The sequence below is a fragment of the Borrelia parkeri genome, assembly GCF_023035815.1.
Classification (GTDB): domain Bacteria; phylum Spirochaetota; class Spirochaetia; order Borreliales; family Borreliaceae; genus Borrelia; species Borrelia parkeri.
Genome location: NZ_CP073159.1, coordinates 319,639 through 332,862 on the forward strand (window position 1 = coordinate 319,639; position 13,224 = coordinate 332,862).

A 13,224-nucleotide genomic window follows, 5' to 3' on the forward strand; every position below is an offset into this window, starting at 1 on the left:
ACTCATATCAATTATTACCTTTTAAAAGCTCTTCTGCATGTTGAAAGCTAATATCATTAACATTTCCACTAAGCATGCGAGCAACCTCTAAAACACGATCATTACCCAATAATAAACAAGCATGAACATAAGTCCTATCTTCAATATATTCCTTTTTTACCAAAATATGATAATCTGAAAGACTTGCAATATTAGCAAGATGAGTAACAACAAATATTTGCATATTTTCTGACAATCCCTTTAAATACTTACCCAAACTCATACCAGACTCACCCCCTATACCAGAATCAATCTCATCAAATATGATAAGCTTACTCTCATCAACATTTTGAACACTCTTAATAGCCAACATTATTCTTGAAAGCTCACCCCCAGATGCAATTCTATAAATTGGTTGGGCTTTTAGCCCAGTATTACTAGAAATTAAAAATTCCACCTCATCTATACCCGTTGATTTGATTTTCCCTTCAGAGACTGACACAAAAAACTCTGCATCACCCATATTAAGCTTATGCAAAATCTCAGTTACTCCAGATGCAAATCTTAAAGCAGCAGCCTTTCTAAGGCTTGAGATATCGAATGCCAATTTTTTCACTCTATCAAACAAATCATTTAACATTTGCTCTTTACCTAATCTTTCAGTCTCAAAATTAAGTGACAAATCAATAATGTCATCACACCTTTTTCTAAATACTATGACATCCTCAAGACTTGGTCCATATTTTTTGCGAAGACGAGAGAGAGCATATAACCTATTCTCTACTGACTCAATTTCCTTCTCATCATAAGTCTTGTCAAAAAGATACCTACTATAAGCTTGACCAATATCTTCAAGCTCATAGTAAGAACTCTTAAGACGATTTTCAAGTTCAAAATAATTATTGTTCACTCCTGAGAGATACTCAGCATCACAAATTACCTTCCTTATCTCACTTAAAGCAGAAATATTATTATTCAAGCTCAAAACACTCTTTAAGCTTGAAAGAGCATTACATAAAGATTCATGATTTTTAAGCTCATCTAACCTAGTCTTTAAAATTTCTTCTTCACCTATTTTAGGATTAAAAGAATCTATCTCATCAATTATTTTTTCACATTCTTCTTTACTATCTTTATGCAATTTCTCTTTCGAAACAAAATCATCATAATCATTTAAATATTGAATATATTCTTCATAGACTAATCTATATTTTTCCAATTGAGAATTTAAATTAGCATAATTATCCAAAATCTTCAAATTATTTGAAGGATTCCTCAAAATTAAATACTGTTGATTTTGAGAATGTACCTCAATCAACATATTAAAAATTGGCTTTAATATGGTACTAGAAATTGGTTCATTATTAATATAATAATTACTCAAAAGAGTCTCTGAAGATTCAAATATAATTACTCTTTTTATAATAATAAAATCTGATGCTAATATACCTTTAGAAGACAAATAATCTCTAACATCACTATTCACCTTAAACTTGGCAAGTAAAACACATTCCTGTTCTCCACTAATAATTATATTACTTTTAATTTTTCCACCAAATAAATAATAAATCGATGATAATAATAAGCTTTTTCCACTTCCAGACTCACCTGTGAGCGCTACTAAACCAGTACTTAGCTTAATAGAAAGCTCTTTAATTAAAACAAAATTTTTTACAAAAAGTTCAACTAACATACAAAACTTCAAAACAAGCTATATCTATATTATAAAACGCCATACATTATAATAACTTATTTTTAAGTCTCCTAACAAAAGTATCTGTACAAAATGATGCAAAACGTAAACTCTTATTATCAAGTCCCAACTCAAAAATAATATTAACCCCAAATTTACCAATATTAATGCCATCAACGAAAATTGATGCTGAGTTTAACACATGCCCTTTCTGAAATGAAAGAGAAAGCTTACTCCCGCTTGAAAAAATAAAGGAACGATTATAAACAGAATGTGGAGAAATAGGAGTTAAGATAAAAGCCTGAAGATCTGATTCTAAAATAGATCCACCTGCTGAGAAAGAATATCCGGTTGAACCTGTAGGAGTTGCAAATATTATTCCATCACTCCTATATGAGAGAAAATCTTCTGAATTAACCCTAAGATTTACATAAATCAACTTATTAATCACACTAGAACGAATAATTACATCATTTAAAGCATATTTGGTAAACACATTATTTCCATTATCATAAGCACTAATACTAAGTAAATATTTACTATGAATAACTAAAGAATTATCAAAAAACTTATCTATGACTTCTTTAAAATCGATAGGTTTTATGTCTGCTAAAAATCCTACCTTGCCTAAATTTATTGAAATAATTGGAATATCAATATCATTCTTCAAAAGCAAGCTACTAGCTAATAAAACCGTACCATCCCCACCCAAAGTTATTGCAAGAATCAAATTATCCTCAGTTAACACCTCTGAAGATTTATCAATTCCTGCAAATAAGCTTAAAACACCATATTTATGTTCTAAATATTTTTGTATTTCACAAGCAAGAACCTCGGCATCTAAATTTGAATAATTCACGTAAATGAGAACCTTACTCTTCATTATTCTCCTTATATGGAATCCTTGCAAATTCACTCTTGTCAAATATCCGTTCAATATCAATTAAAATTAAATAATCACTCTCAAAATTTTCCTCATTCTCAATTTTAACAACACCAGATATGTATTTTCTATCCAAAGTTTGCAAGGTCGCAGGAGGTTCTTGTACCTTTGATGTATCAAAGCTAATAACCTTGAGAACTTTATCTACAAATATTCCTAAAAGCTTATCTTTGATATTCACTATTAAATAACCTGTTAAAAGTTTATCTTCTTCCGTTACATAAACAGAAGGAATTTTAAATCTAATATTTAAATTTATTAAAGGGATAACACTCCCTCTAAGATTATAAATGCCCGTAATATAATCAGGAACATTGGGTATTGCATATATACTTTCCAAAGGTACTTTAATTACTTCCCTAATGTGATCTATTGCAACCCCATAACTCTCTTTGCCTATCTTAAAACATGCAACTTGCAAATGAGACTTTTTTTCCATAATTTTTTCTTTCATAAACACATCCCAACACCCTTAAATAATTTAAATATTTGTATCTAACTTAATAAAATCTTTAGATAAAAAATAAATCTCAAAGGAATTCTTCCGCACAGCTTTAGGTCTAATTTTTTTGACAATCTTAAAATAACTCTTAAGCTTATAAAAAAGCTGTTCTTCCTCGCCTCCTTGAAAAACCTTAAGTAATAAATTACCACCTTTTACTAAAATTCTAGACGCCAATTCAACTATTCTCATATTCAAATTAAAAGAATTACTTGTATCAACTAATCTATTACCAGTAGTCTTGGGAGCTGCATCACTTATAATTAAACTATAAGGTGCAAAAGTCTCTATCTTTTGACAAATCTCATCGATATATATATTACCTTTGATAAAATAAAAATTATTAGTAAAATTAAGATCTATATCATTAAGGTCAACTGCAACAAGCACCCCATCTTTAAGATTGCCATAAGCATATTGAGAAAAACTGCCAGGAGACGCTCCAATATCCAATATATTGCCAGAAGGAAACAAAGAAAATCTCTTATCAATTTCTATTAATTTATAAACAGATCTAGCAAGATATCCTTCTTTTTTAGCTCTTCGTGAATATTCATCAAAAACATTATACATATCAATGCTCTGCAATACACTCAATCCATTATACTTTTTATTATAATTATTATTATGCAAAATAAATCATTTTTAGATAAGATCGAAAAAAATATTAATAATATATTCTCACAAGACCATTTTCTCAATTTATTTAAAGACAAAGATTTAAAGCTAAAACTTAATATACAAAAAAACACAATAAAGACAATTAAAGCCCCAGCTATTGAAATAATAAATAGAGGGGGAAAGAGAATAAGACCAATGCTAATGATTTTACTAGCATATGCATTAGGATATAATAAAAAAAATACTGAAAATCTATACAAACTAAGCATGCTAATTGAATTACCTCATTCTGGAAGTTTAATTATTGATGACATAGAAGATGGGGCCATTAAAAGAAGGGGTAAACCTGCTATTCACTTAATTTACGGATTAGATAACAGTATTAATACAGCAAATTTAATTTACTTTCTGCCTGCAAAATTAATGCAAACTTCTAAATTAAAAAAAAGTCAAAAACTATTAATTTATGAAAATTTTTTCACAACACTCTCAAATCTTCACCTAGGACAAGGAATTGATATCGCATTACATAATGGAACATATATTCCAAACGTTGACGAATACATATCTTTAGTAGAACTTAAAACAAGTTGCCTTTTTGGCATGGCTGGATTTTTAGCCGGCATACTTACAAACAATGAAAATAAAGCAAAAAATCTTTACAACACATTCCTAAAACTTGGAACCTGTTTCCAAATAATAGACGATATCAAAAATATTAAAGATGGAATTAACGGCAAAGATTTTGGAGATGACTTAATTGAAGGAAAAAAAAGTCTGCCCATAATATACTTTTTAAAAGAAAAACTATTGGATGAGCAAATCATTCAAGAATTAAGCGCAATTAAAAATAAATCTATAAATGAATCAAAAAAAGAAATATTAAAATTTAGCAATATGATTAACTCATCAAATGCTATTCAAAATTCTGCAAATCTTGCAATGTCATACCTTAATAAATTTATAGAAGAATTAAATTCATACGCATTGATTAACAAGTATAAAGATATGATAATGGACATTGTAAAGAAAATCAAAGAGGAAAATTTATGAAAAAATATGCAATAATGCTAGTCTGGATAAATATCATTACTTCTATCTATGCAACAATTCCTACAGAAGATATCAATAAAATAGATGAACTTTATACAAAATCAATGGTACTCAAAGAGCTAAAGGAATATAATCAATCCAAAGCATTATTAATGCAAATTATAAATACAGATCCAAAACAAGTTGATGCATATTTACTGATTGCAGAATTAGAATACTTGATGAATAACTGGTTACAAGCAATCGAACAAACAAAAATTTATCTACAAATAATTGATTTTAAAGATACAAAAAATTATCTTGATATTTCATGGGCATATTTTCTCATAGGAGAATCAAGAAACTCAATGGACTATATAATGCATTTTATTCAAGATAATAAAGAACTACTAAATACTAATATATACATATTAATTGATACTATTTTAAAAAAAGGATTTTATCATTTCATACAAGATGAAGACTTAATATTTAATCTGATAATAAATACTCTTTTCCAAATAGAAACATATGATGACACCATATTTACAATATTTCTAAATAATTTAGATATCATCAAACAAATGCCCTTTTATAAATTTAATAAAATTAAAATCAAAGATTTAGAATTACAAATTCGGGCCTTAAAAAAGCTCAAAAATTCGATAAATGATATTGCTAAAATAGTTTAGTTTTTCTAAAAAGTGAAACAAATATATTAATTAATATAGCCATATAAAAGGGCAACGAAAGGGCAAAATAAGAATTAACATAATCCTGAAAATTAAAAAACTCGTATTCAATAAATATCATCAAAAATGCACTTGGGAAAATGAGCCAAGGATTTGCAAATGCAATATACAGTATACAAATAGCAAGCCACCCATTATTTAACCCCAAATCATAAGAATAAACATTAAAATTGATAGCAAGAAATGAACCTGCAATACTTGACGAGATTACGGATACAAAAATAGCAAAAGATTTAAAGTAATTACTAGTTCGCTCACCTAAGATATTTTCATAATCATTCGAACGAATAAACTCAAAAACTACTCTAACTCTTGAATAATTTAGTATATAAATACTAAAACTTAAAAAAACGAAAAAAAATATAACAAAAAAAATAATAGCAAAATTATTGGAAATATTTAAACTAAATCCTGGAATAAAATTGAAATTAGCTTTCATCAAAACCCTAACTAAAAAATAACACAATATGTTAATTCCTATACCCGTTATAAAAATGTTATAACCATTTATTACAATAAAAGATAAAAAAAAACCAAAGATCAAACTGATAAAAATCATCATAACAACTGAAGCAAATATTCCATAACCCAAATAAATAAAAAAAGATGTTAGGAAAACAGATAAAAAAGAAATTCCTTCAATAGATATATTTAGAAGTCCTACTCTCTCAGCATAAAGAATTCCAAGAGCTAAATATGCAAATACTATAGAATGTAAAAAAATACCAAACATTTATTTTTTACCCGAATTAATTAAAAACAATGAAATAAAAATCGATATAGCTTGATATAAACCAATAAATTCAAATTTAAACGAATAATTTATTTTAAGATAATTATTAAATTCATTCAGCATTGCAAAAAACAAACTAAAACATAATACATACATATAATTAAATCCTGAAACTACAGCAACAACAAATCCATTCCAACCAATCCCGGCGGTTAATCCTAAAAATAAATAATTCTTAAAAAAAATTAAAAATATTGAACCCACAAGACCATTTAAAAAAGCACTGGTAAATACCGTACAAAACTTATACTTAAATTCATTAATACCGAAAAATTTGCTTAACGGCTTTCTATCACTCAATATCTCAAGTTTTAATCCTAAAATAGTTCTTTTATGAATAAATACATAACACCCCCAAACCAAAATACTAAATAAAAGCAAATATGGAAAAACAGTATCAATAGCGAATATCTTATCAATACTTTTTGTCTGATTTAAAAGTCCATTCGAGCCTACAAGCTTTGATATAAAACCATCAACTAATCTCTGATTTCCATAAGACATTAAAAGACCTGTAAGCATCCCATTTACTCCACAAAAAAAGGTCAGTAAAAAAGGAATAATTCCTATAACACCAACTAAAAATGAGCTTAAAATTATTATTAATATAAAATTAAAGTATGTAAGTCCACAAAACTCACAAAATATATATGATAAAAATGCTCCGAAATAAACTTGACCCTCATCGCCAAGAGTCAAACTATTACTTCTAGCACAAGTTGAGATTCCTGTAGCAATTAATAAGAGTAACATAAAGTTCCACAACATCACTTTCATATAAGAAAAACTAAAAAAACCATCAAAAAAATAGCTAATACTCAACACACTCAGTGAAAATATTAACAAAATATATTCTCTTCTAAATGCCCTCATATAAACAAAATTTCCTTTAAAGCCTCTTTGTTGATATGTTCTCTTTTCAATCTCAATACAACCTCACCAGCCTTTATTGCCAAAACATCATCAGATAAAAGCAGTAATTCATCTAAATTAGGAGTAATTAGTAGTACAGGCTTTTCATTAGAAAAATTACGAATAAAATTAGATGTCTCACTATATGCTCTATAGTCTAAATTACTAAGAGGTGAAAAACAAATTAAAAAACTCTTTGTAATATATTTTTCTCTAAAAAGAGCAAGTTTTTTTAAAGTTCCTCCAGAGAATGATAAAGACTTAGAATAAAAAGTCTTTAGTATCTTACTATCACAATATTCCATGTCTCTTTTAAAAAATTTTTTAAGATCATTAATAATAGACTGTTTAATAAAAATTTCATTTTCAAAACTCATTATTTTGGCCAAAAAACTATCCAATATAGTCATATTATCAGAAAATAAATTACCAATTCCTAAAGGTAAAAAACCAGCTTTGAGCTCATAAAAATTAATATATTCATATCTATGCCCATTCATCTTTATACATCCTACAAATGGAATCTCGCCTAAGAATAATTTTTCCCATGTTTTTATTACTGCCTCTTCTGCAATAATTCCTAAAACTCCTCTTTTTTTCAAAGAAAAACTAATATCATACTTCCAAAAATCTTCAAAAAACAAATTAAATTTTATAAAATCCTTATTTGGCCCACCACGCTTAATACTCATAGAAATAAACTTATCAGCAGGAATTTCAAGCTTACTAAGTATTATCTCTTTATTTGTCGTTCTAAAACACTTCCCCTCTTTTAGAATAATAAATTCATCACTAAATTTTATGGCATTGCCAATCTCTCTATGCGTAATAAAAAGAGAAGTAATACCTGCTCTTTTAAGGGCTTGAAGCAATTTAATAAACTCTTTAGCCTCTTTTTGAGAAAAATAAGAAACACTCTCATCAAAAATAATAATCTTTGCATTTTTTTTCAGGGAAGAAATAATAAGCAAAAAATAGATTTCTTTAATATTCAAATCTTGTATTCTAGTCTCTAGATCAAAAGTAATATTATAAAATTGCCTAAGCCATTTATAATATCTATAGGTATGGGATTTATTCATTGGCATAAAAAATTGAGAATCAAACCAATAAATACTAAGATATTCCCAAACTTTTAAGTTCATATCAAGTTTTGGAATCTGGGACACAATATAAATACCATTACTCTTTGCTACATCCACATTCCAGTTTTTTTGCCTAATATTATTTATAAATACATCACCACTATCAAAACGAATAAATCCAGCTATAATTTTTGATAAGGTACTCTTACCTTCTCCATTTCTCCCAATTACAGTCAAGATTTTAGATTCCTCAATTCTTAAATTAACACTATCTAGAATAGGTTTTTCAATATCTGGGAAAGATTTTACTATGTTTTTAAACTCTACCATAAATTATTCTAAATTTATTTTGATCTCAGTATTATTCATCTCTTTTATTTTATCCTCAAGTCTTTTTTTAATCTTTGAATTGGTATTCTCTAAATAAAACTTATTCAACAAATTAAATGAAACCCCCCTTTCTCTAAAGCCAAGGACCTTATAAGTTCCATATTTAAGCTCCCCTTTAAGGGCTTTTCCCAAAACTTTTTCTAAATAAAATCTTTGATTTGTAACGCCTGAACCAATAATATTATCTTTATTATTCAAATAATCTTCACCATCAAAAAGAACAGCAAAAACACCATGCTCACGAACTGATGAGAGAACTCCTTTAATCGCTGTACCTACAATTGGAAGAATTACAGAAACTCCTAAGTCTAAAATTAAAGAGTCAGATAAAACTTTTACTCTATTGCTATCATGCCAATTTCCTAAAGTTCTAAAGAACACTTCTGAATCTAAAATATCTCTAATTCCATTCTTGAAATAAGGAAAAATATAATTATTCATAACAGGATATTCTTGTCCAGCAATCAAGGCAACATTTTTATTATATAAATTAGAACTTTTTAAAAATAAACCCACATAATAACCCAATATGTAAGCTTCTTCTGCAACATTATAAGAGAGTGAATACACTTGTGGATTAGTATTTTTAACTAAAGAATCAAAAATCAAAAACTTAGTATAAGGATAATTTGGGGAAACCCTATCAATAATTCCTTGCATTGCATTATTTGTCGTTATCAAAAAATCATAATTGTTAGAATTTAATAACTTTTCAAGTAATTCTATCCATTCACGCTGATTAAACCCAGCTTCAAACAACCGAATCTCAATATCACTTTTATTTTTTTTAAATTCAATTAAAAAATCATACATTGCTTTATAAGAAGGAGAACCACTAATGATTCCAGGAATAAATAATGCAATTTTTCTATTAGATGAAGATTTAGGTTCTCTAATTCTAAAAAAATTAATATAAACAAATAAAAACAAACAAATTAGTGAAACAAAAACACAAAAAATCCTAAAAAAAAGAGCTTTACTCACAGAAATAAAACACCTTTTTCTCATAAAATAAAATAAAACTTGATACTACGAGAACAAAATGGCATAAAATCAAAAACCTAAAACGCACAATATACCAACTTTTTCAAAAAAGTTTCTTTGTAAAAAGATACCATAAAAGCCTCTATCACGTCCAATTCTATATCCGATTTTTGCTTAAAATTGCTTAAAAAAACCAGCATTGGATCAATATAACAAGAAACTTATTAACAAAAACTCAATGCAAGAAATAGCCTAAATCAAATTAAAACTATTAATCTTGAAGATAGGAATTTTTACCAATACTTCACAATCACAACATTTATCAAAATTAAAACTCTCTAGGTTTTAACAAATAAAATTCATTAATACTTAAATTACTAGGAATATCACCATTTGTACGAATTAAATACATTTTAAAAGAATGAACGGTTTTAAAAAACTTCTTTGTTAAAGACGAGCGATTTTTTTTATAACCTTTCAAATATTTTAAAATAGCCCCATGGATGTTAACTTTATCAAACACATTAGAAGAATGCTTAACGATATCTTCTATAAAGAAAAACACATTGGCCAAATAAATAAAATTATTAAAAAGAATACCTATACGCCCTCTTAAATAATTGACATAATTTATCATGTCAACTCTATTCCCTAAGGTATAATTTTTATCTTCTAAACTCCACTTTGAATATATGGTATTAAATTTAGGATCTCTTACTAAATAATCATATACAAAATCAAATCTAAAACTATCTTCAATATATTTTAAAAATATGTAAGTTAAACGACTATTATTTAGAGAAACAAAATTTTTACGAGACATTTCTTTTAAATTTTCAATTACATTTTGCGATACAGAATCACTGGTTTTATATAAAAAAGAATTATTATCCCAAAGTAAAATACTAGTGCCTCCTGAAATCCAATACTCATCCTTGTTATAATGTTTAAGAACTCCATCAAAAACACTAACAAAATAATTATTAAAGTATTCACAATTTACATAAAATTTTGCAGGAGCATCTGTCATAAAAAAATAATTATTTAAATCTACAGAAAATGAAGAACCTTGCACAACCTCATAAATAACAACCTCTAAACTCCCCTTAAATAAATATATTTTTGCATCCTGCATATCTTTAAGAGAAGAATAACAAATAAGACTATGGGTATTAGAATATAAGGTTAAATCTGATGCAATACCATTTATCCCATATAAACCTATTTTAATTTTAGAATTATCTCCCACTTCAATAAAATCATATTCAAAAATTTCATCTCCCAAATTTAATTTAACAGGAATAGCATTCCTTATAATATTAATCTGTCCTTCCATTTCTTTAATAGACGCTACTTGAGAGAATAATGTCACTTGTAATAATAAAAGTAAAAGGATAATAACATATGATTTCACAATCAAATTTTCCTCTTTTTTCAAACCTTATAAGCTTAATTATATCTTTTTTAAAGAAATTTACTAACTTTAACAAAAATGAAAAATACGTTATACTTTTCAAGAAAGTATAAAAATAATATTTTATACTAAGCCTGTTCTTTTAAAGAACCTAAAACGTAATAAAGCTACAATTTATGTAGTCAATCTTATGTCAAAAGGATGTACTTATTATGAAAAAAAACAAATTACTATTTTTAATGTTATTCGTATTTGCTCTTTCCCTAATTTCATGTGAAACTCCACCAGAAGAAAGAACATGTGGAGATGCTAAAATTTCTAAGAAATACTAAAGGCAAGGGTTAGAGTATTGATACAATAAAAATGGAACTTAATATATACAGTTATACAGTAAAAAAATTGTATAATGTTAAATTGTGTAATAATATACTAATTAGAGGCTTTATGCAAAGATAAAAGAATTAATGTCTAAAAAGCAAAGTTCTTAATTTATGTAGTCAATATCACATAAGAAGGATGTATTTATGATAAAAAAAAGCAAATTATTATTTTTAATGTTATCTGTATTTGCTCTTTTCTTAATTTCATGTAAGACCCCGCCAGAGGATACAAAGAATGCAAACTCCAAAATTTCAACTAAAGAAACTGGGGATATAAAAAGAGACATTGAAGATATAAAAAACGGAGTCCTAAGAGAACGAGGAAATCTTTTTTATTCTAAAGAATTTAATGAGACTGAAAAGATTGAAAAAGAAATGCACGAAAAATTTGCAAAGGGAAAGATTAAAGAAGGTAATGAAATTGCCCTAAAAGTATTAGAAAGGTACAGAAATATCGCAAGAGATACAACGGAAAAAAAAGAACAAATAAACTACTTGAAAGAAAACATTGAAAAATACTTGAATGATGCTGAAGCTAATGAAGCATACATATGGATCCCATTAGAAATCGACGAAGTAAATAACTTATATTTTGAAGCAGCAAGAAAATATAAAATGTATGATATCGAAAGCTCTCTTGGAATGTATAGTAAAACATTTAATAAAGCACAACAAGCTGCTAAAAAGGCAAAAGAAGCAAGAGCTCTTAAAGAAACGGAAGAGAGAATGTATAAACAATTAAAAGCATTGGAAGCTGCTTCTGAACTCCCCGTTTATAGAAACAATAAACTCATTAAACCATCACCATGGAATGGAAGAGCGCTTCTTAAGGATAAAGGTGAACGCATAAATCTTTTAAACCCACAAGACGAAACTTACTTACTTGGACAAATGGATTCATTAGTACTTGCTTATGAAGAAAAAACTGAAGAAGTAAAAACTCCAGACCCAAATAAATTTAAAACACTCCAGCTTATTGAAAAAGCCAGACAATTATGGGAACAAGGACTTGAAGCTAAGAATCTTAACAATCTTAGACTTGCAAATGAATTATTCTTAGATTCTGCAAGATATCTAAAAGCCTATCAAAGTCACTCAAGTAAAGAGTTATATATAATTAAAATCGGAAACACATTGTGGGGTATTTCTAAGAAATTGTACAACGACCCTTATCTATGGCCAAAAATTTGGTTTGCAAATAGACAAAAAATCCAGAATCCAGATTTAATACATGAAAATTGGAAAATAATAATTCCTTCTAAATAAAACAAAAAAAGAAAATAAGCTTATGCTTGTTTTCTTTTTTTATATCTAATAAAATTAATCTAAACAAATTTTTTTACAAAATAAGAGAATCAAAAATGAAAAAACTATTACTAACAAGTATCCTATTCTTTTCCTGCTATACAGTAGCCCACTTAAACAAACAACTTACAAAAGACACTCCGTACAGCATTTACCTACGAGAAGCTCAAAAAGCAACAAATGTTAACGATTATCAATCTGCTTTAAAGATATATGAAAAAATGATTGAAAATTATAAAGAAAATGAAAGCATCGTTGCCATAGGAAAGTATGAAATCGCATTCATATATTATGTGACAAATAAAAATAACACAGCAAAAAAGCTCTTTGAAGAATTAATACAATCTAATGTGCAAATACCTAAATGGATTCTTCCCTTATCTCAAAAGATAATAGAAAAGATAAAAAAACAACAAAAAAATAAATCATAATACACAAT

General features: G+C 27.2%; 13 protein-coding genes. 4 read left to right on the forward strand and 9 right to left on the reverse strand.

The genetic code is table 11. The features are described from left to right. Nucleotides 1-7: 7 nt before the first annotated feature. From recN to bpSLO_RS01550, 4 genes are read right to left on the reverse strand one after another with little or no spacing between them, the layout of a single operon-like run. Complete coding sequence (gene recN / locus bpSLO_RS01535) at nt 8-1,672, reverse strand: DNA repair protein RecN (RefSeq protein WP_025407447.1); 1,665 nt, start codon at nt 1,670-1,672, stop codon at nt 8-10. 46 nt (nt 1,673-1,718) lie between these two features. Next, complete coding sequence (locus tag bpSLO_RS01540; RefSeq protein ID WP_025375344.1) at nt 1,719-2,555, reverse strand: NAD(+)/NADH kinase; 837 nt, start codon at nt 2,553-2,555, stop codon at nt 1,719-1,721. Continuing rightward, nucleotides 2,545-3,069 (reverse strand): chemotaxis protein CheW, encoded by a 525-nt coding sequence (locus bpSLO_RS01545; RefSeq protein WP_038447909.1) that lies wholly within the window; start codon nt 3,067-3,069, stop codon nt 2,545-2,547. The genes bpSLO_RS01540 and bpSLO_RS01545 overlap by 11 nt, the downstream gene beginning before the upstream one ends. Before the next feature lie 27 nt (nt 3,070-3,096). Next, the gene (locus tag bpSLO_RS01550) at nt 3,097-3,690 is read right to left on the reverse strand and encodes an SAM-dependent methyltransferase (protein WP_025407445.1); all 594 of its coding nucleotides are present in this window, start codon (nt 3,688-3,690) and stop codon (nt 3,097-3,099) included. 54 nt (nt 3,691-3,744) lie between these two features. On the opposite strand from bpSLO_RS01550, the gene bpSLO_RS01555 reads away from it, so the two are divergent. Further along, nucleotides 3,745-4,791, forward strand: coding sequence for a polyprenyl synthetase family protein (locus bpSLO_RS01555; protein WP_025407444.1), 1,047 nt, complete (start codon nt 3,745-3,747; stop codon nt 4,789-4,791). Continuing rightward, nucleotides 4,788-5,462, forward strand: a complete 675-nt coding sequence (locus bpSLO_RS01560) for a tetratricopeptide repeat protein (RefSeq protein ID WP_025375348.1) — start codon at nt 4,788-4,790, stop codon at nt 5,460-5,462. The genes bpSLO_RS01555 and bpSLO_RS01560 overlap by 4 nt, the downstream gene beginning before the upstream one ends. On the opposite strand, the gene bpSLO_RS01565 is transcribed toward bpSLO_RS01560, so the two are convergent. The 5 genes from bpSLO_RS01565 to bpSLO_RS01585 form a co-directional block, all read right to left on the reverse strand. Next, a complete protein-coding gene (locus bpSLO_RS01565) occupies nt 5,449-6,255 on the reverse strand; it encodes a membrane protein (protein ID WP_025375349.1) in 807 nt (268 codons plus the stop codon). The genes bpSLO_RS01560 and bpSLO_RS01565 overlap by 14 nt on opposite strands. Beyond that, nucleotides 6,256-7,188, reverse strand: coding sequence for an ABC transporter permease (locus bpSLO_RS01570; protein WP_025407442.1), 933 nt, complete (start codon nt 7,186-7,188; stop codon nt 6,256-6,258). Further along, nucleotides 7,185-8,642, reverse strand: coding sequence for an ATP-binding cassette domain-containing protein (locus tag bpSLO_RS01575; RefSeq protein WP_025375351.1), 1,458 nt, complete (start codon nt 8,640-8,642; stop codon nt 7,185-7,187). Before bpSLO_RS01575 ends, bpSLO_RS01570 begins: the two co-directional genes overlap by 4 nt. Before the next feature lie 3 nt (nt 8,643-8,645). Beyond that, nucleotides 8,646-9,686, reverse strand: coding sequence for a BMP family ABC transporter substrate-binding protein (locus bpSLO_RS01580; protein ID WP_025375352.1), 1,041 nt, complete (start codon nt 9,684-9,686; stop codon nt 8,646-8,648). A 328-nt stretch (nt 9,687-10,014) separates the two neighbouring features. Then, nucleotides 10,015-11,022, reverse strand: a complete 1,008-nt coding sequence (locus bpSLO_RS01585) for a hypothetical protein (RefSeq protein ID WP_051480051.1) — start codon at nt 11,020-11,022, stop codon at nt 10,015-10,017. A 602-nt stretch (nt 11,023-11,624) separates the two neighbouring features. On the opposite strand from bpSLO_RS01585, the gene bpSLO_RS01590 reads away from it, so the two are divergent. Together bpSLO_RS01590 and bpSLO_RS01595 are read left to right on the forward strand one after the other, a co-directional pair. Next, nucleotides 11,625-12,746, forward strand: coding sequence for a LysM peptidoglycan-binding domain-containing protein (locus bpSLO_RS01590; protein WP_025407440.1), 1,122 nt, complete (start codon nt 11,625-11,627; stop codon nt 12,744-12,746). A 95-nt stretch (nt 12,747-12,841) separates the two neighbouring features. Continuing rightward, a complete protein-coding gene (locus tag bpSLO_RS01595; RefSeq protein WP_025375355.1) occupies nt 12,842-13,216 on the forward strand; it encodes a hypothetical protein in 375 nt (124 codons plus the stop codon). Nucleotides 13,217-13,224: the final 8 nt, after the last annotated feature.

What these genes read in the sequence shown, in the direction of transcription:
- bpSLO_RS01575 (WP_025375351.1), bottom strand. Translation starts at nt 8,642, where the DNA reads ATGGTAGAGTTTAAAAACATAGTAAAATCTTTCCCAGATATTGAAAAA.
- bpSLO_RS01560 (WP_025375348.1), top strand. Translation starts at nt 4,788, where the DNA reads ATGAAAAAATATGCAATAATGCTAGTCTGGATAAATATCATTACTTCT.
- bpSLO_RS01550 (WP_025407445.1), bottom strand. Translation starts at nt 3,690, where the DNA reads ATGTATAATGTTTTTGATGAATATTCACGAAGAGCTAAAAAAGAAGGA.
- bpSLO_RS01590 (WP_025407440.1), top strand. Translation starts at nt 11,625, where the DNA reads ATGATAAAAAAAAGCAAATTATTATTTTTAATGTTATCTGTATTTGCT.
- bpSLO_RS01565 (WP_025375349.1), bottom strand. Translation starts at nt 6,255, where the DNA reads ATGTTTGGTATTTTTTTACATTCTATAGTATTTGCATATTTAGCTCTT.
- bpSLO_RS01545 (WP_038447909.1), bottom strand. Translation starts at nt 3,069, where the DNA reads ATGAAAGAAAAAATTATGGAAAAAAAGTCTCATTTGCAAGTTGCATGT.
- recN (WP_025407447.1), bottom strand. Translation starts at nt 1,672, where the DNA reads ATGTTAGTTGAACTTTTTGTAAAAAATTTTGTTTTAATTAAAGAGCTT.
- bpSLO_RS01570 (WP_025407442.1), bottom strand. Translation starts at nt 7,188, where the DNA reads ATGAGGGCATTTAGAAGAGAATATATTTTGTTAATATTTTCACTGAGT.
- bpSLO_RS01540 (WP_025375344.1), bottom strand. Translation starts at nt 2,555, where the DNA reads ATGAAGAGTAAGGTTCTCATTTACGTGAATTATTCAAATTTAGATGCC.
- bpSLO_RS01585 (WP_051480051.1), bottom strand. Translation starts at nt 11,022, where the DNA reads ATGGAAGGACAGATTAATATTATAAGGAATGCTATTCCTGTTAAATTA.
- bpSLO_RS01555 (WP_025407444.1), top strand. Translation starts at nt 3,745, where the DNA reads ATGCAAAATAAATCATTTTTAGATAAGATCGAAAAAAATATTAATAAT.
- bpSLO_RS01595 (WP_025375355.1), top strand. Translation starts at nt 12,842, where the DNA reads ATGAAAAAACTATTACTAACAAGTATCCTATTCTTTTCCTGCTATACA.